Source organism: Acinetobacter sp. YH12069, from assembly GCF_013419675.1.
Taxonomy (GTDB): Bacteria; Pseudomonadota; Gammaproteobacteria; order Pseudomonadales; family Moraxellaceae; genus Acinetobacter; species Acinetobacter amyesii.
On the sequence record NZ_VOZS01000005.1, the window covers coordinates 93,961 to 118,877 of the forward strand.

Genomic DNA, 24,917 nt, shown 5'->3' on the forward strand with positions numbered 1-24,917 from the left:
TTTAGGCCGTAACATAGAGAAAGATCTGAGAAAGCAGTATGATGCAACAGGTCAAAATTGACAGAAAACATTGGCAATCAATTTGCTAATGAACGAAGCAGTTAAATATTTAAAGTATTTGAGGTGAATGTGTCTTCTTTAACAGACGTTTCCACACATGCCCTGACAGAAGCGCAGCAGCGTATTCAGCAGGATTTACTGACAGCGCTTGATGCATTTTCAATTCCAGAACCCTTAAAAGGGGCGGTGTATCATGCTGTGATGTTGGGTGGAAAACGCGTTCGACCGGCACTTTGTTATGCAACAGCAGCATTAAAACCGAATACTAATTTTGCAGCCGTACGCCGTGCTGCGGTGGCGATTGAATTTATTCATTGTTATTCATTGGCACACGATGATTTGCCGTGTATGGACAATGATTTACTTCGTCGCGGTCAACCAACCTGTCATGTGGCTTTTGGTGAAGATACGGCCTTACTTGCTGGCGATATTTTACAATCGATGGCATTTGAAGTTTTAGGTAGTCGTCTTTTTGATCAAGGCCCAGCCGTTGAAGCGCCGATCATCTTAAAGCAAATGCAAATTTTAGCGACTGCAACTTCAAAAATGGTCAATGGACAAGTCCTAGACTTACAAGCGGAAGGCAAGCATGTCAGTCAGGATGAACTGGAAAACATTCATCGAAATAAAACTGGTGCTTTAATTTCTGCTGCAATCATGATGGCGGCAGTGACGATATTTAATGGTACAGACCAAGCTATTCCTAAACTCCGCGAATTTGGTCTAGCGATTGGTTTAGCCTTTCAGGTGCAAGATGATATTTTAGATATTATTGCTGACACTGAAGCATTGGGTAAAACAGCGGGTAAAGATCAACAAGTGGATAAATCCACATACCCTGCGTTGATGGGTCTCGATCAAGCTCAAGCTTATGCAGAAGAATTACATGCACAAGCGCTTCAAGCTTTGGATTATTTTGCAGAAGATGCGGCAGAATTACACAAGATCACGCAGTTTTTATTAAAACGTCAAAGTTAATATAACGCAGTAAAAACCTCAGCTCACTCATTCAATATGTTGTGAGCTTTTTTTTATATTTTGTAGATTTGGAACAGAAGTAAATAAACCATCTACGGAATAGCTAAATGGATGACATGATAAAAAACAAAAAAGGACGCTAGGCGTCCTTTTTTGCAGATATTAAAACTTAGAAATTAAATTTAAGTGCTATTGGTCTTAAATACTTTCTTTATAGATACGATCTGCTTCTTCAAATTTTTCAGTGACTTCAGCAGATGGCGCTTTGCCCATTAAGCTCACAATGATGATTGCAAGTAGTGAGCAGATGAAGCCCGGAATAATTTCATAAACGCCTGTATCACCCCAGAGGTTTTTCCATAGAATGACCATGACTGCACCAACCACCATACCGGCTAAAGCACCGTTCAATGTCATACGTTTCCAGAACAATGACATGATAATCAGTGGGCCAAATGCAGCACCAAAGCCTGCCCATGCATATGCGACGAGACCAAGGACTTTAGAGTCTGGATTACCTGCCATATAGATCGCAAGAAGTGCGATCATTAAGACCATGAAACGGCCGACCCAAACCAATTCTTTTTGTGAAGCATTTTTGCGTAAGAATGATTTATAAAAGTCTTCAGTTAAGGTACTTGAACAGACTAAAAGCTGACAGCTGAGGGTACTCATGATCGCAGCTAAAATCGCAGCCAATACAATACCTGCAACCCATGGGTTAAATAGAATTTTAGTCAATTCCATAAAGACCGTTTCAGGGTTTGCTGTAACAACACCTGCCAGTTCTGGATGCTGTTGGAAATAAGCAATACCGAAGAAGCCTGCTGCAACTGCGCCACCGAGACAAAGCGTCATCCATGTCATACCAATACGGCGTGCATTGGGAATCGATTTGACTGAATCTGCTGCCATGAAGCGGACTAAGATGTGCGGTTGACCAAAATAGCCTAAGCCCCATGCCAATAATGACATGATTGCGACAAAGCTTAAGTCAGCAAATACATCGATGGCTTGAGGGCGTGCTGCTTCTAGTGCCAAAGTGAACTGGCTTAAATCCGAGAACGACAACATGACCACGATAGGTGTCAGCAGCAAAGCAAAAATCATAAAGCCCGCTTGAATGGTATCGGTCCAACTGACAGCAAGGAAGCCACCAATAAACACATAGCTCACCGTTGCAATGGCACTGATCCAAAGCGCAGTGCTATACGACATACCAAACATACTTTCAAATAATCGAGCGCCTGCAACCATGCCTGAAGCACAGTAAATTGCGAAGAAAATCAAAATAATCACAGCAGACACGATACGTAAGATTTTCTTTTGATCGTTAAAACGATTTGAGAAATAGTCAGGTAGGGTCAAGGCATTATTTTGAACTTCGGTATGTACACGGAGACGACCTGCAACAAGTAACCAGTTGAGCCAAGCACCGATGATCAGACCAATTGCAATCCACATTTCAGATAAACCTGAAAGGTAAATCGCACCCGGAAGACCCATGAGCAACCAACCACTCATATCCGATGCACCTGCAGAAAGGGCAGTGACAAAGCTCCCTAATCGGCGGCCACCTAAAATGTAGTCAGAAAAGTTACTGGTCGCACGGTATGCAAGTAAACCGATCACGACCATGGCGACAATATAAAAGAGAAAGGTAATTAGGGTGGGATTCAGGGAGCTCATACGGTATCCGCTTTGGCGTTGGACAATTGCGTTTAATTAGGGGACTCAATGGGATTTGCCTAAGCCAGGTAGGTGAAATCGAACGATAAGCCCTAAAACGTCAAAAAAATAACGTGAAATTTAAACATAAATTCACAAACTTTGCCTTCTTTTTTGTTTTGGGCATAAAAATGGGCCGTATGTCACGACCCACTTTTATTAATGTGAAGATTTAGTTATTACGTCCCATCACACCACGAATCGTATTCAGTACATCCGCAGGTAATACCACAGTTTTGGCATTATTAGATTTAGCCATATCTTGCATGGCTTTGACGTATTGTTCACCCAGTAAGTACGCAACTGGAATTTCTTTATCGCCGACGGCTGAACTCACCATTTCAATTGCACGTTGAGAAGACTCTGCCAGTACCACTTGAGCTTCTGCATCACGACGAGAGGCTTCTAAACGACCATCAGCTTCCAAAATAGCCGCTTGTTTTTCACCGTCTGCCTTGGTGACTGTTGCACGACGTTGACGTTCCGCTGCTGCTTGCTCTTCCATTGCCGCTTGCATGGTATGAGAAGGTTTAATATCTTGAATTTCTACCGTTTTAAGCGTAATACCCCAGTCAGAGATATCATCAGAAATAGCAGCTTTAAGTTTAGCCTTAATATGATCACGCGATGAAAGTGCATCATCGAGGTCCATTTCACCGACAATAGAACGCAAAGAGGTTTGAACTAAGTTTTGAATCGCCCATGTGTAGTTTTCAATACCATAAACTGCTTTTTCAGGCGTGGTTAAGTTGATATAAGCCACAGCATTCATCAGCAGTACCGCATTGTCACGTGTGATCACTTCCTGAGAGGGAATATCTAACACGATATCTTTGGTTGTGACTTTATAAGCCACTTCATCGACATACGGAATCACAAAGTTCAGCCCCGGATTGAGCGTTGTATGGTATTTACCTAAACGCTGAACAATCCATTTATAACCTTGGGGAACAATACGGACACCTTTAAAAATGGTGACGGCTACAAAAACTAAGAGCGCTAAAAAAACAATAGAAACACCAGACATGTCATTTCTCACTTATTTATGGATTGTCAGTGGGGTGGTTGCTGCTGTGCAGTTGGACGACTAAATCATTACCTAAAATATCGGTCACGCGAACACGGTCGCCGACTTGAAGTGCATCTTGGGTACGGCAATGCCATTCATCTGAACCTAAAACAGGCATTGGGAAGCGAACTTTAACGCTGCCATGATTGAGCTGGGTTTGAATCACCATACCCACTTGGCCAATCGTCGCTTCACGGGACAGACCTGCTTTGGTTTTATCAATGGATAAAGGCTTAATAAATTTGAACCACAAAAATGTGCAGAGCACGGCAAAAATAATCCAAACCACAATTTGGACATTAAAGTCCATGGATGGAAAGATCCAATATAAGATCCCAACCAAAATTGCAGAAACGCCAAACCATAGCGCAGCAAAAGACGGCAAAATCAGTTCAAAAAGCATCAAAGCGACGCCCAATACAAACCAGTGCCAAGGTTCTAAAATAAATTCCATACATCTACTCTTATATAAGGGTGAATTGATATAGATGAACCAGTATCTATATCAATGTAGCAGATGTATAACTCAATGAATATAAAAAAAATCGTTGAATTATATTTTCGCTTTTGGTGCTGGTTTAAAGGCCGCAGGGGACTGTTTAAAGTTATCGATCGCCTTAATAATGCTATTCACTTTGAGTTGTGCGGCTTTTTCACCTTCTAAAATCGTCGCATTGCTCGACTTCAAATCGAGTGTGCCGATATATCCCACTTTAGGTTGAATCACGAAATTAGCATTTTTCAGTTCTTCATTAATACTTTGTTGTCCCATGATGTTAATGGTTTGATCGAGTAAACCAAACATGCTTACGGCTTTGCTACCATCAGGACGCGCAGAAATATCCACCGCAATCACGATATCTGCACCCATATCACGTGCGGTTTTCACTGGAATTGGGCTGACTAAGCCACCATCGACATATTTCACTCCTGCAATGGTTGCAGGTACAAATACATTCGGAATGCTGCACGATGCACGTACCGCTTGGCCGGCATTACCACGGTTAAATTCAGTTTTACTGCCATTATCCAAACGGGTGGCTACAGCAACAAAGCGTTTTGGAAATTGTTCAATCGATTTATTGCCGACGTTTTTATTAACAAAGTCTTGCAGTTTTTGCCCTTGAATAATGCCTTGGCTATTTAAGGTTAAATCACGAATATCAGACTCTTTAAAGTTCAGGGCCAATTGCTGCATTTGATAAGGCGTTTTTCCACTAGCATACAAGCTGCCGACAAAACTACCCGCACTGGTCCCAGTCACAATCTTAGGTTTAATACCATGTGATTCGAGTACTTTAAGCACGCCAATATGAGCAAAACCTTTGGCACCGCCACCACCGAGCGCAATCGCGATCACAGGTTCACGTGCTTTGGCAGGTGTAGGTGTCGTGGTTGCAGGCGTTTTGGTTGCAGAATCACAGCCAGTGAGTGCCAATACAAAGAGGCTAGGAATCAGGTATTGCAAAAGTTTCATGGGTGAAATCTGATGGTTAAATATACAAAGTACACATCACATCAAAAAAAGAGCCATTTGACTAGGGCTTTTTCCAGTGCTTTTGTAACGGCAAGGCCAACCATTCGGGATTTTTTGGGGAAAATTTTCCATCATAAATCTTCAAAATTTTTTCGAGATCAGTTTCAAAATCTCCACTGGGTTCAAAAACACCCAAGCAATGAATGGTTTTCTTTGCATAATCAAAGCTAAACATCACAATAGGTATCTGTGCTTCATAGGCAATATAGTAAAAACCACTGCGGATTTTATCGGCTTTTTTTCGTGTTCCCTCAGGTGCCATTCCAATCCAAATTTGATCTGTCGCTTGGACAATTTCAGTAATTTCACGCGTCAGTCCATGTGGATTTTCACGCTGCACAGGGATCACGCCGACCCAATCCAAAAGTGGTTTTAAGGGGGTATCAAAAAGGGTGTTTTTACCAAAAATGGTTATTTTTATCCCGATTCCAAGCAAGGCGAGAAAACCATGCCATGCATCTATATTAGAAGTATGCGGAGAAATGATCGCTACAGCTTTGGCAAGGTTGGGAAATTCGCCGTCAAATTTCCATCCTTGTGCCAAAAAAAGTTTTTTAAAAATAGCGCGGCTCAGGGGGGAGCCGCGTGATGGAACTTGATCGGGCAAAACTGGAAATAATTGAGTCTTTTGATTCATTGCATATTCTTATATAAGTGAAATCCATTTTCGACGTGATGCACTTTAAAAATACGGCATCAGTATTGACCTTTATCTTAGGTCGATGATTTTTTTAGATCATTGGCAAAATAGCCGTATTTTGACTACTCTAAATGTAACTTCAGCGCATTCAACATTTAGGAACTTATGATCCAGCTTCGTCAGCTCTATCTTTTACTGTTTTCCTTATATTGGGCGCAAGGGTTACCTGTCGGTTTTATGACGCATGCTTTACCAGTGATTTTAAGAGCGCAAGGTGTATCTTTGGCGCATATTGGTGGTTTTGGATTACTCATGCTGCCATGGTCGATCAAAGTTTTCTGGGCACCGTGGATTGATCGGCATGGTTCAAGGTCCAAAGGGCACTATCGGAGTTGGATTATTCCAATGCAGTTGTTGTCCGTGGTGGTCTTGGTCTTCCTGTCTTTTTTGCCGATCCAAAGCTTGAATGAACCAATGTATTTGCTGCTGTTTTTTGTGGCTTTACTCAGTATGAATTTGGTCGGTGCAACTCAAGATGTCGCAACCGATGGCATGGCTGTCAATATTTTAAAAACTGACCAACAGCACTGGGGCAATACCTTTCAGGTGATTGGTTCCAGACTCGGCTTTATCGTGGGCGGTGGTGCTGTACTTTGGGCCTTGGATTGGTTGGATTGGCAAGCCACATTTCTGTTTTTAGCGGCATTGGTATTCATCAATACGATTCCTATTTTTCTGTATCGAGAACCTTCAAAGCTACCAATCAACATAAAATCTAGTCCAGAGAATGATAACAACTATAAACATACTTCAGGCTTATTCTATGCTATTCGCCAGTATTTGGCTTATTTTACCCAAACCAAAACCCTCACACTGTGGCTCATGATCTTATTGAGTTTTAAACTTGCAGATGGTCTAGCAGGTCCACTACTTAAGCCACTGATGGTCGATTTAGGATTGAGTTTTAGTCAAATTGGTCTGTATGTCACCATGCTAGGTGCAGTGGCTGCTTTAATTGGAGCAGGGCTTGCAGGTCTTAGCTTGAAGTATATTTCTCGGGCACAGGCCTTGGTTTTCTATTCAGTATTGAAAATATTCAGCTTATTAGCCTATGCATGGTTGGCTTTGCAGTTCGAGGCAAAACGGCCCGTCCATGAATGGCTGATCTATGGGATCAATGCTGCCGAAGACATGATTTCAGCCATGCTGCTCGTGATCATGCTGACTTTGGTGATGCAATATAGTCGTAAAGCATTTGCAGCAACGGACTTTACATTTCAGGTTGCCATTATGGCGACGGTGAGTGGGGGGCTGTATAGCATTAGTGGCATAGTGGCCGATCAGTTGGGTTATAGCACTTATTTATTTTGGATCACAGGTTTGGCTGCATTGAGCTTAGTCCCGATTCTATTTTGGGGAAAAGCATCAAAAAATGACCAAAATCACTTCTAAATCATGATTTTGGTTGTTTTTTATCAGCTAAAGCACTAAAAGAGCAATGCAAATATTATTTTAATAATTTTGTAATATGTTTCGTGTGTGTAATATCTGTTACAAAATAATTTAAGGAAAATTTTTGATGAAAACTAAGTTAGCAGCGGCTATCGCATTGAGCCTTTTGGCTGGGTCAACCTTTGCAGCACCAACCTTCTACGGTGAAATTGATGCGTCTGTTGATTATTTACCTGAAGATAATAAAACGGGTGTTTCAGACAAAGATGTCGTTGATATCAGTTCAAACAGTTCTTTCTTGGGTTTAAAGGGCGATGAAAAACTGACTGACCGTTTAAGCGCAGTTTATGCAATTGAATGGGCATTTAACTCAGACGGCGAAGGCGATGACTGGTCTAAGCGTAACCGCTTCGTTGGTTTGAAAGATGCGAAACTTGGTACATTGAAAGTCGGTGCACACGATACCCCATTAAAACAATTGTCTAGTCCGGTTGATACATTCAATAACTACGTGGGTAACCGTGCTGATGTTACAGGCATCATGACGGGTGAAAACCGTATAGATAACGTTGTTGTTTATGAATCACCAGCATTTAAAATTGCTGAAGGTGCAATTAAAGTTAATGCATTGCTTGCAACAGGTGAATCTTCAGGAATTAAGAGCGACAATGGTGTAGTAAAAACCGCGGGTCGTGGTCTTGGTGATGCTTGGTCGGCTTCTGTTGTTTATGACAGCCCCGTTGTTGTTGCAGGTTTAGCCTATGACAAAGCCATTCCATCAAATTTTGGTGGCATAGGGATCCTAAATGCTCAAATTCCTGAAGTTACAGGTACGAAAGTTTTTGCGGCAGCTAATACCGTTCGTGCGATCGGTCGTGTAAATCTTGAAGGTGGTTTAGCACTGAAAGCTTTATATCAAACGTCTGAAGTTGAAGAATCATCATATTCTAGCGAAGAGGATGCGATTAAGAATTCATCAAAAGCAGCAAATATTGATGATGCTCAAGGTTGGTTAGTCGGCGCAGAATACAATTTACCATCTGCAAAAGCTTGGACAGTCAAAGCACAATATAGTCAAAATACTACGACCTATAAAGTGGGTGATGATTACGAAGCTCAGCAATTCATTGCAGGTGCGGATTATGCATTTAGCAAACAAGTGAAAGCATATGGCTATGCGGGTTACTTGGCACTTGAACAAGGTTCGAATGAAAGCGAACAACCTGTTCTAGGTACAGGTCTAGAATTTAAATTCTAAGACCTTGATTTAAGTTGTTCAAAAGGCGATGTTTTACATCGCCTTTTTTGATTTTTCTTGCTTGGTTTTGATCAATTTTAAGTGATTTTTAAGTTTGAATTTTTAGATTAGGGCATCAAAGATCAATAATTGATGCCAATATGCTTCAGGTCATAGCTAAAATACAGCAAAAATTCCAAGACTTAGTTTAAGTCAATTTAACCTCGTGCTTGCCTTATGGCTTGGGGTGGTTTTGAACCTCGCGTTTTATCAGCAAATCCAGCAGCTCACACCTTATACGGGTCTGAAGGCCGGACTATTTTTAGCGGCAACCGTACTGGTGGTGGTGGCACTTTATAATGTGCTGATGCAACTTCTGCAATGGCGATGGAATTCAAAACTTTTGGCGAGTGTTTTGCTGATCATTGGTGGCTTGAGTGCCTATTTCGTCAATAGTTTAGGCGTGACCATTACATCTGACCAAGTGCAGAACATGATGCAAACAGATGTAAAGGAAGTGCAGGATTTAATCTCGCCACAATTTTTTATCTGGGTTTTTGGACTGGTTATTTTGCCAGTGCTATTGATCTGGTTTTTGCCACTGCATAAAGAAGCCCTAAGCACGGTGGTAGCCAAAAAAGGTTTACATATAGTGCTGTCGCTCATCCTCATGGGTGCTTTGCTGTTTGTTTATTTTGTCGATTATGCTGCGATCTTTCGTGAGCATCGTGACTTAAAAGGCATGCTCTCACCACAAAACAGTATCGCTTCGACCTTTTCCTATTATCACAAAAAAGCACCGAAACAGAATTTGCCATTGCTGAGCTATGGTGAAGATGCACATTTGGTTGAAAACGTAAGCGCCAATAGCTTGCCAAAATTGATGGTTTTAGTGGTTGGTGAAACTGCGCGCGCGGAAAGTTTTTCACTGAATGGTTATGCTAAAAATACCAATCCTGAACTCAGTCAGCAAAATATTATCAATTTTAGCCAAGTCAGTTCATGTGGCACCGCAACCGCTGTGTCAGTTCCTTGTATGTTCTCGGGCATGCAGAGAACCGAATATGATGAACAGCTTGCAAGTCATCGCGAAGGTTTACTCGATATTGCACAGCGTGCAGGCTATAAGGTGACGTGGCTAGATAATAATTCAGGCTGTAAGGGCACATGCACACGTGTTGAAAAATATGAATTTCCTGACGCGCTGAAGAAAAAGTGGTGTGATGCCGATGGCGAATGTCATGATGAAATCTTAGTGGATGGTTTGAAGGCATATTTGGCTTCGATCCCCAAAGCAGATCCAACTCCCCGTTTAATTGTGTTACACCAAATGGGCAGTCATGGCCCTGCTTATTTCAAACGAAGTACCGCAGCGTTTCAAAAATTTAAGCCAACCTGTAATAGCAATGCTATACAGGGATGTAGCTCGACAGAATTAATAAATAGTTATGACAACAGTATTATCTATACCGACCATGTGCTGAGTGAATTGATTAACACCTTAAAAGTGACTAACAACTATCAAACAGGACTGTGGTATTTGTCCGATCATGGCGAGTCGACAGGTGAGCATGGCTTATATTTACACGGTTCTCCATACGCAATTGCTCCGTCACAGCAAACGCATGTGCCGATGTTGATGTGGTTTTCACCGGCGTGGCAAAAAAATAATTCAGCGCAATATACTTGTTTAACGGCACAAAAAAGCCAAAAATTAAGTCAGGATAATCTATTTCCATCGCTATTGAATTTGCTCGATGTGCAGACTCAGGTGATTGATGAAAAAAACAATATGTTGCAACAATGTACTTCAGTACAGCGCAGGACTTAAGCCATGCACAAAATACTTATTATTGAAGATGATTTCATGATTGCCGAATCGACTAAAACTTTGTTGAACTATCAACAGTTTGAAGTCGAGTGGGTGAATAATGGTATCGATGGCTTAAAGCTCATTATGCAGGGGGGGATTGATATCGTCTTGCTAGATCTAGGTTTGCCGATGATGGATGGTATGCAAGTCCTGAAACAAATTCGTCAAATGCAGCCCAAATTGCCGGTATTAATCATCTCGGCACGTGATCAATTACGAAATCGTGTAGATGGATTAAACCATGGGGCAGATGACTATCTAATTAAACCTTATGAGTTTGATGAATTACTTGCACGGATTCATGCGCTCCTTCGACGCACAGGGCTGAGTTCAGTCGAAGCACCACAGAAAATTATAAAACATGGTGAATTGATTTTAGATATTGAGCAGCATCTTGCACGCTATAAGGGTCAATATGTCGATTTATCTAACCGTGAATGGGCCATATTGATACCACTGGTGACGCATCCGAATAAGATTTTTTCGAAAGCTAATTTAGAAGATAAGCTTTATGATTTTGATAGTGATATCAGCAGTAATACTATTGAAGTGTATGTGCATCATCTCAGAACAAAATTAGACAAAGATTTTATTCGCACCATTCGTGGTTTAGGTTATCGACTCGGTTAAGGCAAAGGAATTATCGACCATGCAGCAGCCTTATTCTCTGAAAAAGAGACTAATTATTTATGTGTCTGTTTTCAGTATGCTTTTGGGCTGTCTTTTGGTGTTTTCAGCTTATCGAATTGCACTTGAAGAAATTAATGAAATTTTAGATGCGCAAATGCAAAATTTGGCGGAACGTGTTGCAGAGCATGATCCGCAGCCCATTCGCAGCGAATTTGATCAACATAAGCATTATCATGAAGAAGATTTATTTGTCGATGTATGGACCTATCAATCCAATGCGCATCAAACCCATCAATTAAAATTATTGGTCGCGCCTCAGCCCAAAGCCGGTTTTTATACCCACAGTACCCAACAGGATGAGTGGCATACCTATATTTTGCCACTCGCAGATCGGCAAATTCAGGTCAGTCAGCAAGAATCGGTTCGACAGCATCTTGCAGCAGAATTGGCCAGTAGCATGTTTATTCCCTATTTGGTTTTTATACCTTTTGCATTAATCGCTTTGGGATGGTTGATTCAACGCAGTTTAAATCCACTGGAAAAATTTAAAAAAGAACTGGCAAAACGGGATGCCTTTGAACTTTCTCCAATCTCTCAAATGCCTTATCCAGAGGAAATTGCGCCGACCATTATTGAAATGAACCAGTTGTTTGAACGAATTTCGTTGTCGCAGCAGGAACAGCGCCAGTTTATTGCTGACGCAGCGCATGAGTTACGGACCCCGATTACCGCACTGAATTTGCAAATGCAGATTTTGCTACAAAAATTTCCACAAGATGACGCTCTACAAAATTTGAGTAAAGGTTTAATTCGTATTCAGCATTTGGTGAGTCAATTATTGAGTTTGGCAAAACAAGATGCCTCGGTCTTTGAACTTGAGCGCAAACAACATTTTGATCTTAAGCAAGTTGCAACCAATTGCGTGGAGCAACTGGTACATTTGGCGATGCAAAAAGATATTGACCTTGGCATGGAGCGACAACAGCGCATTGCCTTATATAGTCTTGAGCCAACCGTACATTCAATCATTTTTAATTTGATTGATAACGCCATCAAATATACCCCTGCACAGGGCATGATTAATGTCTCCGTCTTTGAACATGCGGGGCAGGCGGTTGTACAGGTTGAAGATAGTGGGCCTGGCATTGACCCAGCTTTATATGAGCAAATTCGAAAACGCTTTTATCGAATTTATAATCATGAAGAAATTGGAAGTGGTTTAGGGCTGGCAATCGTGGATAAAGCCGCAAAACATATCGGTGCGGATTTGGAGTTTTCTCAAAGTGAAACACTAGGTGGTCTGAAAGTGAGTTTACAGATCCCATTTAGTCAATCATGAGTGACTCAATCATTTTCGGATCAAGCTCAATTTAGATACTTAAAGATTAGATCCATGTAAATGCTTTGCTGTTTTGCTGCGTAGTTGATGTAGTGAGATGGCGAGAAAACAACAGATACATGACACAATTAAATGCCCAAATAAACCATGCTGTCCATAGATTATGACTGAGAAAATGTGCACCCCGCATCATTTGCGCCCAGCCAAAAGCAAAGTCTAAAATCAGCCCAGCACATAAAAAGAAGTAAGCACGGGCAGGTCGATGTATTCGATAAACAAAATATCCCGTAATTAAGGCAAAACCAGTCGCAGCATGGCCACCGGGGAAGCAGTGTCCTTGGCGTGCTGAAAAATCCCAAGAAAAGCCTTGGGCTGTGGCGACGGTCATATTCCAAGGGCAGGCATGTGCAGATTGTGATTTGAGTAAACCAATAATTGCCGTGCTGAGTAGAGCCACCACGATAAAATAGCCAAATTCAAACTTACGTGCTTTCAGATGCGGATATTTAAAACTGCATATCCATGCTGCGATATACAGGACATACACACCTATGACGATATTCTTGATATAGCGATGGTTCAGCACCGCAAGTGCCCAATCATTACGATGAGGAAAACCACCATGTAGGTCGACCCAAGGCTGAATAAAAGTTTGGTCGAGCGAACCACCGACGGGAAAAACATAAAGGAGGCCAACCAAACTGAGTGTGAGCAGCAGGGCTTGTCGTAATAAAAAGGAACGGTTCGAGAGCATAAGTCGTGTGATGTGCTGAAATTATTTTGTTTGAATGCTGCTATTTGAAACCACAAAACTTAAATCAGACTTAATCGGCTATTTGAACTGTATCGATATCGATAGTGAAGAAGGTGCATAAAGCAGAACGGGCATTGTGTTAAAGTTTTTGAAAACTCAGTAATGAAGATTTATGAGCATACGTGCAGTCCTTTTTGATTTAGATAATACCTTGACTCACCGAGATCACAGCGTTCAGGCCTATACGCAGTATTTAGCCGAGTCTTATCAGTCGACGTTGGCGGAGGTAGACCTTGTACAGATTAAACGTATTATTAACCGTATAGATAATGGGGGATATCCGAAAAAAGAACTCCTTACACATCCGAGTATTGGGGCATCTGTCGCTTATGCTCTACAAACGGAGCTGGATTGGATACAACGCCCTGATTTTGATGAACTCACACAATTTTGGTTTCAGCACTTTGGTCAGTTTGCTGTGGCGATGCCAGGAGCATTGAGCTTGCTGCAGCAACTAAAACAACAGCAGTATAAATTGGCGGTGGTGTCGAATGGTGGACATGCCACACGCCTGAATATTTTAAATGGACTGGGTTTTGCATCGTATTTTGATCAGATCATCAGCTCGGAAAGTGCACGCATCAGTAAGCCCAAAGTTGAAATATTTCAGTACAGTTGTCGTGAGTTGGGCGTGACGGAAACCGAGTGTTTATTTATTGGTGATCATCCTGTCAATGATATTTATGGTGCGAGCCAAGCAGGGATGTCTGCCGTATTGCTTGAAGGCTTTCATACTTTAAGTGCAGAACAACAGCACAGCATTCCGAATAAAATTCAGCATTTGGATCAGGTCTTAGATTTTCTAAAATAAGGATTTCTAAAAATAGAGCTTTGAGTGCATTTCAGGGTTAAAAAAGCGGCATAAATGCCACTTTAGATTATGCTGTTTAAAACATGTTTTCTTCAGAGTTTGCCGAAATACGGTGAATACTTAAGTCTGCACCACGGAATTCTTCTTCTTGATCTAGGCGAATGCCCATCGTTACTTTGAGTAGACCATAAACGATAAAACCACCAGCCAATGCAATCACGATCGCGAGCAGCGTACCGATACATTGAGAGATCATTGAAATACCGCCTAAACCGCCCAACCATTTTTGTCCAAATACACCCACTGCAATACCACCGAAAGCACCACAGACACCATGTAGTGGCCATACGCCAAGTACATCATCGACTTTGAGTTTGTTTTGAGTGTATGTAAATAGTTTGACAAAGATCAGACCTGCGATAGCGCCGATAATCAACGCACCGACAGGATGAACTACATCTGAGCCTGCACAGATCGCTACCAAACCTGCTAAGGGACCGTTATGTAAGAAACCGGGGTCATTTTTACCCATAAAGTTTGCTGCAAGCGTACCGCCCACCATTGCCATGAGAGAGTTAATCGCAACCAGTCCTGAAATGGCATCCAAACGTTGCGCACTCATCACGTTAAAGCCAAACCAGCCGACGATTAAAATCCAAGAGCCCAAGGCAAGGAATGGAATACTTGAAGGCGGGTGCGCACTGATACGACCGTCTTTTTTATAGCGTCCATGACGTGCGCCAAGTAAAAGTACTGCAACTAAAGCGATCCAACCGCCCATCGCATGTACCACGACCGAACCTGCAAAGTCATGAAAGGCTGCGCCAAATGTGCGTTCTAACCATGCTTGTAGCCCAAAATTACCATTCCACGCCATGCCTTCAAAGAATGGATAGACCAAAGCGACCAATAATAATGTGGCAATCGCTTGAGTCCGCATTTTTGCACGTTCAGCAATACCACCTGAAATAATCGCTGGAATGGCTGCGGCAAAAGTCAGCAGGAAGAAACAACGCATTAAGTTGTAGCCATGATCGGCTGCTAAAGTGTCCCCAATATGGAAAAAGTGCTGACCATAAGAGATGTAATAACCCACAAAAAAGTATGCAATTGCGGAAATAGAAAAGTCAGTCAAAATTTTACTCAGCGCATTGACCTGATTTTTATGTCGTACTGTACCTAATTCTAAAAATGCAAAGCCAGCATGCATGGCAAGAACCAATACTGCACCAAGAAGGAGAAAGAGGAGATCTATATTTTGCATAAGGTGTTCCAGTTTAGTGCGCTAGTTCACGAAAAGAACTTCAGTATATCGAGCGAAAAAAAATGGAAAAGAGATTGGCGCTAGGGAAATTTTGATTAAAAAAACTTAAAAATACATAAGACTCGATATAAAGCAAAGACTTGCATTTAAAGCTTAAAAGTGCACCAAAAAGATGCGCATCAATATTTACAAGAGAAAATTAACTAAATGATTCTTAAATGGAAAAGGCTGAAAAGTGAATATGTTTGAAACTTATTTAATTTTATAGCGCCAAAAAGGGATTAATTCAGGGCATTGAATATTTTTTGAATTTTCATCGGAATGCGAGAAATTTGGGCATGTATTTGAGTTTACTCGCAGATATTACGGTGAACGGTTATTATTGTGCAAATGAAATGAAAGTTGAGAAGAACACAGCTTTAAAATTTGCCTATCATTGGGTCATTTTGTTCATTGAGTTGGTTATTCTGTAGTGCAAATACATGACAAATTATTTCAAAGGGCTTTTATTAGAGTGTTGTAGCGGAAATGCGGTTTTGAGCTCTTTTAGTTCCGGTTGATGAGGAGAATACTAATTTAAGCGAGACGTTGAGTATTGATTGCCTCCGCCCAATCACAGCATCCACATCGTGGGCAAACATCTTGTGCGCCATGGATATACATAGTTTTACCGCAATGCGTACAGGCATAGAGATGATGCATTTTGATATCTCGAACCGCTTTATAGGGTTTCGGAAATAGTGGCAGTCCATAACGCACTTGTTCAGGTGGGTAAAACAAAATACTAAATTTTCCATCACTTTCTAATAAACCAACTCGAACTTGTCCAAGATGCTCCACATTTTGCTGACGCATTTCAGAGAAGAATTCATCATGTGACATTTTACCTTGTTTAATCTTTTCTAAAACCAATTCACCATCTTCAACAATGTAGAGGGCTTTGCCTTCAATTAAATCTTCAAAGGGTTGGTATTTCATCATGAGCCAAGTGATTACGCGGTATAAACCAATCACCACTGTCATCACAATGAGAGCTTGCAGGAGGGGGAGCTCCTCTTCAAACATTGGGTCGCCTGCAATAGAACCCAAAGCAAGGAGGATAGCAACTTCAAAGATGGATAACTGACGTACGCCGCGTTTGCCTGTTAGGCGTAAGAATACGATGATTAAAACGAACATAATGACGCTACGCAAAATCACTTCGGCAGCAAAAGTCCATGTGGTGTCATGGATGAATATTTGGGCTAAATCCATGTCTCATCCTTTTTTATCGTTATATGTTTTAACTTAGCAAAGCGCTAGGCGATAAAGCAGCTCAATTGTGTTAATTTTTAAGCATTATTTGAAAATGGATTTCATGCTAACGGTATTGTATGCATGAGATATTTGATGAAAAAAGTGCTTTAAAATAGCCATAAAAAAAGCACCGACGAATCGATGCTTTTGATGTGGTCTGGCAATTTTTAAAGATGCTCAGTTATTTAATATGTTCTGCAATATCCGTAAAGATTACACCTAAACCATGTGCGCCAGCATCTGGATAGCCAAGACTACGGTCGCCTACAGTTCCCGCACGTCCCATACGCGCTACGATCTCTTTGGTATTTTCAGCGCCTTGAACCGCCGCTTTTGCACCAAGTACAAAGTTTTCTTTAAAGGATTTATCGGTATGGGCAGACCAAGAATCTGCGCATGGTACAAGTGCATCAATCAGGGTTTTATCACCCACCACTGCGCCACGTCCAAATGAACGCTCACCTGTAGTTTGAATGCCTTTGACCGCTGCTTGCAGCATCTCGGCAAAATCAGCGACAGTTAAAACTGATTTGCCTTGAATTGATTTCGCTGCCGCACGGAATGCTGAACCCCAGATTGGGCCAGACGCGCCACCACAATGTTCCATAATGATCATTGAGCAGTTCAGCATGAATTCATCCATCTGCTGCGCTTGAATCAGACTTTGCCATTCACGTTTTAATTGCTTAAAGCCTTTCGCCACGCTCATACCGAAGTCGCCGTCACCAGCATGTGCGTCCAGCTCACAGAATGGCACTTCATTTCTAATGATACAGGCAGACATCACATCCACCACATAGCGCATGTTTTCGATGGTGAATTGCTCATTGCTAATCACCGCATGTTCAGGCTGTGTTTCAACTTGGGTGTTTACTACAGCTTCGGCTGAAGCATCTTTGGATACAAAAGTTAAAGGCTGTGCTGCTGAACCATCCATTTTAAATGCAGGGGTATTGGCTGCTGCATCGAGGTAGGTTTTCAATTCATCATCGACAGCAAGCAAGGACACAGATGCACCATTCATGTCGATACTGGTCATATAGTTGCCGACAAATGTGCGGTAAATTTTGATGCCTTTACGTGCAAGGTGTTCGCATACATCATGGTTAAAGACATACAACTCTTGCAGCGGTGTGCTACCAAAGCCATTGACCAAGACTGCAACTTCTTTCATGTCTGGGCGGTCAAGGAACAGGTCATCCACGATGCGCTGTGCCATTTTTTTGGATGGCAAGATTTTTTCACGACGGATGCCGGGTTCACCGTGAATGCCGATGCCATATTCCATTTCGTCATCAGCCAAAGTAAACGTTGGCGTGCCTTTGGCTGGAACAGTACATGAGCTATAAGCAAAACCAAGGCTAATGACGTTGTCCGCAGCTTTTTGAGCAATCGCTTTTACGTCTGCAAGTTCTAAGCCTTTTGATGCTGCTGCGCCTGCAATCTTATGTACAAATACTGTGCCTGCAACACCACGACGACCGACTGTATATAGGCTGTCTTTAACCGCAATGTCATCTGCCACTTTTACATAGTCAACTTTAATGCCGTCTTCAGTTGCAAGGGCTGCGCCATTCTGGAAATTCATCATATCGCCAGAATAGTTTTTGATGATCATCAGCACGCCTTTGTCAGTTGCGACTTGCTGTAAGGCTTTATAGACCTGAATTTGCGATGGAGATGCAAATACATCACCACATACGGCAGCGTCTAACATGCCTGTGCCTACAAAGCCTGCATGGGCAGGTTCGTGACCGCTACCACCACCACTGATAAGTGCCACGTTATTGTGCTTTTCTTTGCGTGAAATGATTTTGTGCGACTCGTTAAATGCGAGTTCTGGATGGGCAAGAACAAAGCCTTTGCACATTTCAATTACGATGTTTTCTGCACCGTTCATGAGTTTTTTCATGGATGTACCAATCTGTATTTATAGGGGAGAATGTAAAAAAGTTTATTATTATCGAAAAACATAATGTTTGCTGACATAAAAGTGTAAAAAAGGGCAGTTGATCGATGAGTGTGGTGGAAAATTGACGTCTCAGTTGTATATATTCTTCGATAGAATCCCCTTCTTGCGAAGCTACGCTTCTCACCTTTTGCAAAAGGGGACTTTTTCATGTGATTAAATGAATTACGTGATAGTCCCTCCCTTTTTTAAAGGGAGGTTAGGAGGGATTAAAAATATTAAAATAGAAGAATAAAATGAAACCCTACAATAAAAACTTAAAACAAGCCGCAGGTGATTTACGCAATAACATGACTGATTTACCTCTCCCTAACCCTCTCCTGAGAGGAGAGGGAACTTTCACTATTGAATTAACCTGATTATTAAATTAGATGGTGCGCCCTCTCCCTTTGGGAGAGGGCTGGGGTGAGGGCTTGAATGTAGGCTTTAGTGCGATGGTAGTCAGCACTTTTCGCCTGAAGGATTAGAGGCAGATCGAGTGCGAGATGAAGCTTTGGCTAAAGGTGTTGAGATTTGATAATGGGCAGGTAATGGCGCAGATTGATGATGTGGTGGAAGTGATTTATCGGTATTGTTTGGAAGTATTTTCTAAAGAATCCCCCTAAATCCCCCTTTTGCAAAGGGAGACTTGATACGAATTTGATTGCGGTTATGGAGTCGCATAGTTCCTCCCTTTTTAAAAGGAGGCTATGAGGGATTACATACGAAAATTATAGAGAAAATAGCTTTAATAGCCCATTAATTCAAAATGTCTAAAAAACAGTCTGTTTCTTGCTTCAGGTATAAAATTGAATATTGTTTCTAAATTATAAATTTTGATAATTTTTTCGGCTAAATCAATTTGATGAAGGAAAAACAGGCTTTTTACTAACTCTTCTAAGAATATAACTTTTGACAAAATATTACTTAGAGAGTCTCTAATGTTCTTATATTTAGCTTGTTTTTGAAAAAGCTCATATGAAGAAATATAGTTCTCACTGTACTTATGTTTATCTATAGATAAGTAATATAAAGATTGTAAGTCCGAAACATAATTGTCTGATAAGTCTTTTTCTAAAAGTATCATTCCTTTCTTATGCAATGAACCACATCGGAAAAAATCATCTATAAAATTTGAATCTTTTTCATCCTTATCTACAGTTGTTTCTTTATGACTATAAACTTCTTTAAAGTCAGGAGAAAAATAAGTTATCCAGATGTCACATAGTTCTAAAATTTGGACATCATTCAAAAAAGCAAGAGGTTTTTTGATTCCGATTTTATGACTTAATTCATAATGATCTTTAATAAGCTTTATGGCTTTAGCTAGTTCATTATTAGAAATTTTATAACATTTTGTCAGTTCCTCTTTAATGGCTTTGAAGGAGTTATCACTCCATTGTTCGTATGGCGGAAGATGTGTAGTTAACTCAAATATTTGTTGGCGTGATAGGTTTTTTGTGAATGTCCCAAGTTTGTATTCATCTATCAACGAATCAATCAAATAAACTAAATCATCTAGATTATCTTCTAAATCTTTGAATCTTGTATTGAGAATATAACAGTTGATAACACCTTGTTCGACTAAATGTGTCTGATCATCATTGCTTCTAGGGTATCTAAAAGTTTGTCCTGTAGGATCAATACTTGCTATATCACATATTGTTTCATTAATTCGATCAATTAACTCTCTAAAACGGGTATCAAGCAAATTTGCATTTATTTTGAAATATGACCAAATATTCCCAATATCATGTGAAGTAATCAAATTAAAACAGGGTAAATCAATCTTTTTGATGTGAGCTAATAATCTAATTTCTTCAATAGCACCTTTAAGTCTAAGCTCAATAGAATGGCGCATATTAAAACAGATTGGATAAATCAAATGATCAATTTGTTCACCTTTGGAATTTAAAATGTAATTTAAAAGAAGATTAGCCGCTTTAGAATAGCCTTTTGAATATTCTATATAATTAGGTTGTCCATTATCCCCAACACATGCATTAGCCCATGTTGGCCCACTTCCAGTGAATGTTTTGTTGTCCATAAGTGTTTATTACAAAGTTTTTAGAATTTTAATGCAATATTATTGCATAAATCCCTCTTAACCTCCCTTTAAAAAAGGGAGGAGTTGTCACGTAATTCATGTAATCACATGACAAAGTCCCCCTTTGAAAAAGGGGGATTTAGGGGGATTAAAAAATAAAAGCCCTCACTGTGAGGGCTTTTATTAATGCAAATTATTGAACCGAATCATCCAAATTCGGTGCTAACCAACGCTTCGCTTCATCCAAAGTCCAGCCTTTACGCTTTGCATAATCCTCAAGCTGATCGCCTGCGATTTTACCCACGTTAAAGTATTGGCTTTCAGGGTTTGCATAGTAGAAACCGCTGACAGATGAAGGCGGCCACATTGCAAAGCTAGAAGTCAATTGCGTACCAATTTTATCGGTAGAACCTAACCAATCAAACAATGGCGCTTTTTCAGAATGCTCAGGACAAGCAGGGTAGCCCGGTGCAGGACGGATGCCCACATACTTCTCTTTAATCAATTCTTCATTGCTTAAGGTTTCAGACGCTTGGTTACCCCAGAACTCTTTACGGATGCGCTCATGCAAATGCTCCGCAAACGCTTCCGCAAAACGGTCACCTAAAGATTGCGCAAGAATTGCAGAGTAGTCATCGCCTTTAGCTTTGTACTCATTGGCCATTTCTTCTGCACCAAAGATCGATACAGTGAAACCGCCCAAGTAGTCTTCTGCGACACCTTTAGGCGCAATAAAGTCCGCTAATGACAAGTTTGGTTTACCTGTCACTTTATCAGACTGTTGACGAATGTGATGGAAGGTATGCGTAACCGATTGACCATCTTCGCTATACACTTCAACCGAATCCGCTGCTGAACGGTTTGCAGGGTAAATACCAAACACAGCACGAGCATCAAAACGTTTGTTGTCGATGATGTCTTTTAGCATGGTCTGTGCTTGTTCATATAAGTCAGTTGCTGCTTCACCTACAACTTCATCAGTTAAGATAGCAGGGAATTTACCTGCCAAACTCCAAGAAATGAAGAACGGTGTCCAGTCAAAGTATTCAACCAAAGTTTCCAATGGATAATTGGTCAGCGTTTGCGTACCAATAAAGTTTGGCTTCGCAGGCGCATTGGCAGCAAAGTCAATTTTTAAGCCATTTTCTACAGATTCAGCATACGTCAGTTTGGCCGCTTTTGGCTGTTTATTGGCAATACGCTCACGGACTTTTTCATATTCAGCACGGGTTTCTGCAACAAACTTCGGTTTCATTTCTTTAGAAAGTAAAGTTGTTGCTACACCCACCGCACGAGATGCATCGGCAACATAAATCACCGCATCATTTGAATATTGCGGATCAATTTTTACTGCTGTATGTGCTTTAGATGTGGTTGCACCGCCAATCATCAATGGAATATTAAAGCCTTTGCGCTGCATTTCTTTCGCAACAAAAACCATTTCATCTAAAGACGGTGTGATCAGACCTGATAGACCAATAATGTCGACTTTTTCATCAATCGCAGTTTGCAGAATCTTCTCGCAAGGCACCATCACGCCAAGGTCGATGATGTCATAGCCGTTACAGCCCAGCACCACGCCCACGATATTTTTACCGATGTCATGTACGTCACCTTTCACGGTTGCCATCAGGACTTTACCCTTAGATTGGCCAGCTGTTTTTTCCGCTTCAATGAACGGATTCAGCCAAGCTACAGCCTGTTTCATGACACGTGCAGATTTCACGACTTGCGGCAGGAACATTTTGCCTGAACCGAACAAATCACCTACCACATTCATGCCGTCCATCAGCGGACCTTCAATCACATCGAGTGGACGTTTAGCTTTCAGGCGTGCTTCTTCAGTATCTTCATCAATAAAGGTGGTGATGCCTTTAACCAAAGCGTGTTCAAGACGTTTTTCAACTGGAAGTTCACGCCATTCCAAGTTTTCAACTTGTTTTTGCGCTGCGCCTTGACCGCGGTATTTCTCAGCAACTTCGAGCAGTTTTTCAGTTGCATCGTGCTGACTTTCACCTTGGTTTTGGTTCAAGATCACATCTTCAACCGCAGCTTTTAGTTCAGCGTCAATATCATCATAAATCGCCATTTGACCAGCGTTGACAATCCCCATGGTCATGCCTTGTTTAATGGCATGGTACAAGAACACGGAGTGAATCGCTTCACGAACGGGTTCGTTACCGCGGAAAGAGAAGGATACGTTAGACACACCGCCTGAAATCATCGCATGCGGCAAGTTTTGTTTAATCCAGCCTGTCGCTTCAATAAAGTCCACAGCATAGTTGTTGTGTTCTTCAATACCTGTTGCCACTGCAAACACGTTCGGGTCAAAAATGATGTCTTCAGCAGGGAAGCCCACTTCATTGACCAATACATCATAAGAACGTTTACAGATTTCTTTTTTACGTGCAGCAGTATCGGCCTGACCATTTTCGTCAAAGGCCATGACAATCACGGCAGCGCCATACTGACGGCACAAACGCGCTTTATGCACAAACTCGTCATAACCTTCTTTGAGGGAGATCGAGTTAACAACCGCTTTACCTTGTACGCATTTCAAACCTGCTTCAATGATGTCCCATTTAGATGAGTCAATCATGATCGGCACACGTGAAATTTCAGGCTCAGATGCTACAAGATTCAGGAAGTGCACCATTGCGCCTTCTGAATCCAACATGCCTTCATCCATGTTGATGTCAATAATTTGCGCGCCTGCTTCAACTTGCTGCTGCGCAACATCTAAAGCTTCAGCAAAGTTTTCTTCACGGATTAAACGCAGGAACTTTTTAGAACCTGTCACGTTGGTACGTTCACCGACGTTCACAAACAGCGAATCTTCTGTAATGTTGAACGGTTCTAAACCGCTTAAACGGCAAGCAGGCTTAGTTTCTGGCACTTGGCGTGGTGCAATGTCTTTTACGGCATTGGCAATAGCGCGGATATGATCCGGCGTTGTACCGCAGCAACCGCCCGTGATGTTAATCAGGCCGCTTTCTGCAAATTCTTTAATAAACGCTGCAGTTTGTTCAGGGGTTTCATCATAACCGCCAAAGGCATTTGGCAAGCCAGCATTCGGATGCGCTGAAACAAAAGTATCTGCAACGTCTGCAATGGTTTTCACATGCGGACGCATGGCATCTGCACCTAGGGCACAGTTAAAACCGATTGACAATAAGTCGCCATGACGCACTGAGTTCCAGAACGCTTCAGCGGTTTGACCGGTTAAGGTACGGCCAGAGGCATCGGTAATCGTGCCTGAAATCATCAATGGCAATTCATAGCCTAGCTGATTAAACACTTCTTTCACTGCAAAGATGGCAGCTTTACAGTTTAAAGTATCGAATACAGTTTCAATGAGCAGAATGTCCGCACCGCCTTCAATCAGGGCATGCGCAGCTTGAATATAGTTTTCTTTTAGCTCATCAAAAGTGATGTTACGGAATGCTGGGTCATTTACATTTGGCGAGATCGAGCAAGTGCGTGAAGTCGGCCCAAGCACACCTGCAACAAAACGCGGTTTTTCAGGCGTAGAGTATTTTTCACAAGCGGCTTTAGCAATACGCGCTGCTTCACGGTTGATCTCTGATACCAAATCTTCCATGTGGTAGTCAGACATTGAAACTTTAGTGCCGTTAAAGCTGTTGGTTTCAATAATGTCTGCGCCAGCATCGAGGTAGGCTTCATGAATGCCTTGGATAATTTGCGGCTGCGTCAACACCAATAGGTCATTATTGCCTTTGAGGTCAGATGCCCAATCTGCAAAACGCTCACCACGGTAGTCAGCTTCTTCGAGTTTATGACGCTGAATCATGGTGCCCATTGCACCGTCGATAATCAGAATCCGTTGAGCGAGCAGCTCTTTTAGGGTGGCAAGCGTGGACATAAATAACCCCAATCCGATGGAATATAAAATCGGCAAATATATTAACAGAATTCATTGCAGTTTTATTGATATTCAATCATCTTCACAGCGCGCAATTATTAGCTTGTTGAATTAATGAGCAATATTGCAACTTGATAATTTCATATTCCAATTTCATATAAATGTATGGAAAGCTTCATGAATTTGTCATATTGCTCAGGCAAGATTAAAAAACATCCAGCAGGGCTATGCAATATGACAAAAAACATGACAGATGAAATATAAGCTGAAACATTGGGTTTCAAAGAAAATAAAGTTTAAATACGCAGATT

Annotated in this window: 18 protein-coding genes and 1 pseudogene; 8 read left to right on the forward strand and 11 right to left on the reverse strand. The window is 41.4% G+C overall.

Features of this window, described 5'->3' with window-relative positions; translation table 11 throughout:
* Window positions 1-129 precede the first annotated feature (129 nt).
* On the forward strand, window positions 130-1,038 hold the full coding sequence (locus tag FTU16_RS04375) for a polyprenyl synthetase family protein (protein WP_180004317.1): 909 nt from the start codon (window positions 130-132) through the stop codon (window positions 1,036-1,038).
* Between the two features lie 198 nt (window positions 1,039-1,236).
* On the opposite strand, the gene putP is transcribed toward FTU16_RS04375, so the two are convergent.
* The 5 genes from putP to FTU16_RS04400 all read right to left on the reverse strand — a co-directional run bounded on the left by putP (window position 1,237) and on the right by FTU16_RS04400 (window position 6,009).
* Window positions 1,237-2,727 carry a sodium/proline symporter PutP gene (putP, locus tag FTU16_RS04380; RefSeq protein WP_180162774.1) on the reverse strand — a complete coding sequence of 497 codons (1,491 nt, stop codon included), beginning with the start codon at window positions 2,725-2,727 and terminating at the stop codon, window positions 1,237-1,239.
* A 211-nt stretch (window positions 2,728-2,938) separates the two neighbouring features.
* Window positions 2,939-3,793: an SPFH domain-containing protein gene (locus tag FTU16_RS04385; RefSeq protein ID WP_078189969.1), complete on the reverse strand. Its 855-nt coding sequence runs from the start codon at window positions 3,791-3,793 to the stop codon at window positions 2,939-2,941.
* A 16-nt stretch (window positions 3,794-3,809) separates the two neighbouring features.
* Window positions 3,810-4,289: an NfeD family protein gene (locus tag FTU16_RS04390; protein ID WP_078189968.1), complete on the reverse strand. Its 480-nt coding sequence runs from the start codon at window positions 4,287-4,289 to the stop codon at window positions 3,810-3,812.
* A gap of 99 nt (window positions 4,290-4,388) precedes the next feature.
* Window positions 4,389-5,312, reverse strand: coding sequence for a patatin-like phospholipase family protein (locus FTU16_RS04395; RefSeq protein WP_180162775.1), 924 nt, complete (start codon window positions 5,310-5,312; stop codon window positions 4,389-4,391).
* A 61-nt stretch (window positions 5,313-5,373) separates the two neighbouring features.
* Window positions 5,374-6,009 (reverse strand): 1-acyl-sn-glycerol-3-phosphate acyltransferase, encoded by a 636-nt coding sequence (locus FTU16_RS04400; RefSeq protein ID WP_180146153.1) that lies wholly within the window; start codon window positions 6,007-6,009, stop codon window positions 5,374-5,376.
* Between the two features lie 168 nt (window positions 6,010-6,177).
* Here FTU16_RS04400 and FTU16_RS04405 point away from each other — a divergent pair, with 168 nt between their 5' ends.
* The 5 genes from FTU16_RS04405 to FTU16_RS04425 all read left to right on the forward strand — a co-directional run bounded on the left by FTU16_RS04405 (window position 6,178) and on the right by FTU16_RS04425 (window position 12,543).
* Window positions 6,178-7,464, forward strand: coding sequence for an MFS transporter (locus tag FTU16_RS04405; RefSeq protein WP_180162776.1), 1,287 nt, complete (start codon window positions 6,178-6,180; stop codon window positions 7,462-7,464).
* A 127-nt stretch (window positions 7,465-7,591) separates the two neighbouring features.
* A complete protein-coding gene (locus FTU16_RS04410) occupies window positions 7,592-8,722 on the forward strand; it encodes a porin (RefSeq protein ID WP_180162777.1) in 1,131 nt (376 codons plus the stop codon).
* A gap of 172 nt (window positions 8,723-8,894) precedes the next feature.
* Window positions 8,895-10,532: a phosphoethanolamine--lipid A transferase gene (locus FTU16_RS04415; protein WP_180162828.1), complete on the forward strand. Its 1,638-nt coding sequence runs from the start codon at window positions 8,895-8,897 to the stop codon at window positions 10,530-10,532.
* Between the two features lie 3 nt (window positions 10,533-10,535).
* Window positions 10,536-11,204, forward strand: a complete 669-nt coding sequence (locus FTU16_RS04420) for a response regulator transcription factor (protein WP_180162778.1) — start codon at window positions 10,536-10,538, stop codon at window positions 11,202-11,204.
* Between the two features lie 19 nt (window positions 11,205-11,223).
* Window positions 11,224-12,543 (forward strand): ATP-binding protein, encoded by a 1,320-nt coding sequence (locus FTU16_RS04425; RefSeq protein WP_180162779.1) that lies wholly within the window; start codon window positions 11,224-11,226, stop codon window positions 12,541-12,543.
* Between the two features lie 46 nt (window positions 12,544-12,589).
* Here the strand turns inward: FTU16_RS04425 and FTU16_RS04430 are convergent, their stop codons facing one another.
* Window positions 12,590-13,297, reverse strand: a complete 708-nt coding sequence (locus tag FTU16_RS04430; protein ID WP_180162780.1) for a phosphatase PAP2 family protein — start codon at window positions 13,295-13,297, stop codon at window positions 12,590-12,592.
* A gap of 172 nt (window positions 13,298-13,469) precedes the next feature.
* On the opposite strand from FTU16_RS04430, the gene FTU16_RS04435 reads away from it, so the two are divergent.
* A complete protein-coding gene (locus FTU16_RS04435) occupies window positions 13,470-14,168 on the forward strand; it encodes an HAD family hydrolase (protein WP_180026488.1) in 699 nt (232 codons plus the stop codon).
* A gap of 76 nt (window positions 14,169-14,244) precedes the next feature.
* Here the strand turns inward: FTU16_RS04435 and FTU16_RS04440 are convergent, their stop codons facing one another.
* The 3 genes from FTU16_RS04440 to dhaK all read right to left on the reverse strand — a co-directional run bounded on the left by FTU16_RS04440 (window position 14,245) and on the right by dhaK (window position 18,640).
* Window positions 14,245-15,432 carry an ammonium transporter gene (locus tag FTU16_RS04440; protein ID WP_180005262.1) on the reverse strand — a complete coding sequence of 396 codons (1,188 nt, stop codon included), beginning with the start codon at window positions 15,430-15,432 and terminating at the stop codon, window positions 14,245-14,247.
* 576 nt (window positions 15,433-16,008) lie between these two features.
* Complete coding sequence (locus tag FTU16_RS04445) at window positions 16,009-16,686, reverse strand: DUF421 domain-containing protein (RefSeq protein WP_180007438.1); 678 nt, start codon at window positions 16,684-16,686, stop codon at window positions 16,009-16,011.
* Window positions 16,687-16,909: 223 nt separating this feature from the next.
* A complete protein-coding gene (dhaK, locus tag FTU16_RS04450; RefSeq protein ID WP_180162781.1) occupies window positions 16,910-18,640 on the reverse strand; it encodes a dihydroxyacetone kinase subunit DhaK in 1,731 nt (576 codons plus the stop codon).
* Window positions 18,641-18,933: 293 nt separating this feature from the next.
* Here dhaK and FTU16_RS16685 point away from each other — a divergent pair.
* A pseudogene (locus FTU16_RS16685) lies at window positions 18,934-19,302 on the forward strand (endonuclease domain-containing protein).
* A gap of 122 nt (window positions 19,303-19,424) precedes the next feature.
* Here FTU16_RS16685 and FTU16_RS04455 read toward each other — a convergent pair.
* Both FTU16_RS04455 and metH read right to left on the reverse strand, forming a co-directional pair.
* Window positions 19,425-20,723 carry a hypothetical protein gene (locus tag FTU16_RS04455; protein WP_180162782.1) on the reverse strand — a complete coding sequence of 433 codons (1,299 nt, stop codon included), beginning with the start codon at window positions 20,721-20,723 and terminating at the stop codon, window positions 19,425-19,427.
* Between the two features lie 193 nt (window positions 20,724-20,916).
* Window positions 20,917-24,606, reverse strand: coding sequence for a methionine synthase (gene metH / locus FTU16_RS04460; protein WP_180162783.1), 3,690 nt, complete (start codon window positions 24,604-24,606; stop codon window positions 20,917-20,919).
* Between the last annotated feature and the right edge of the window lie 311 nt (window positions 24,607-24,917).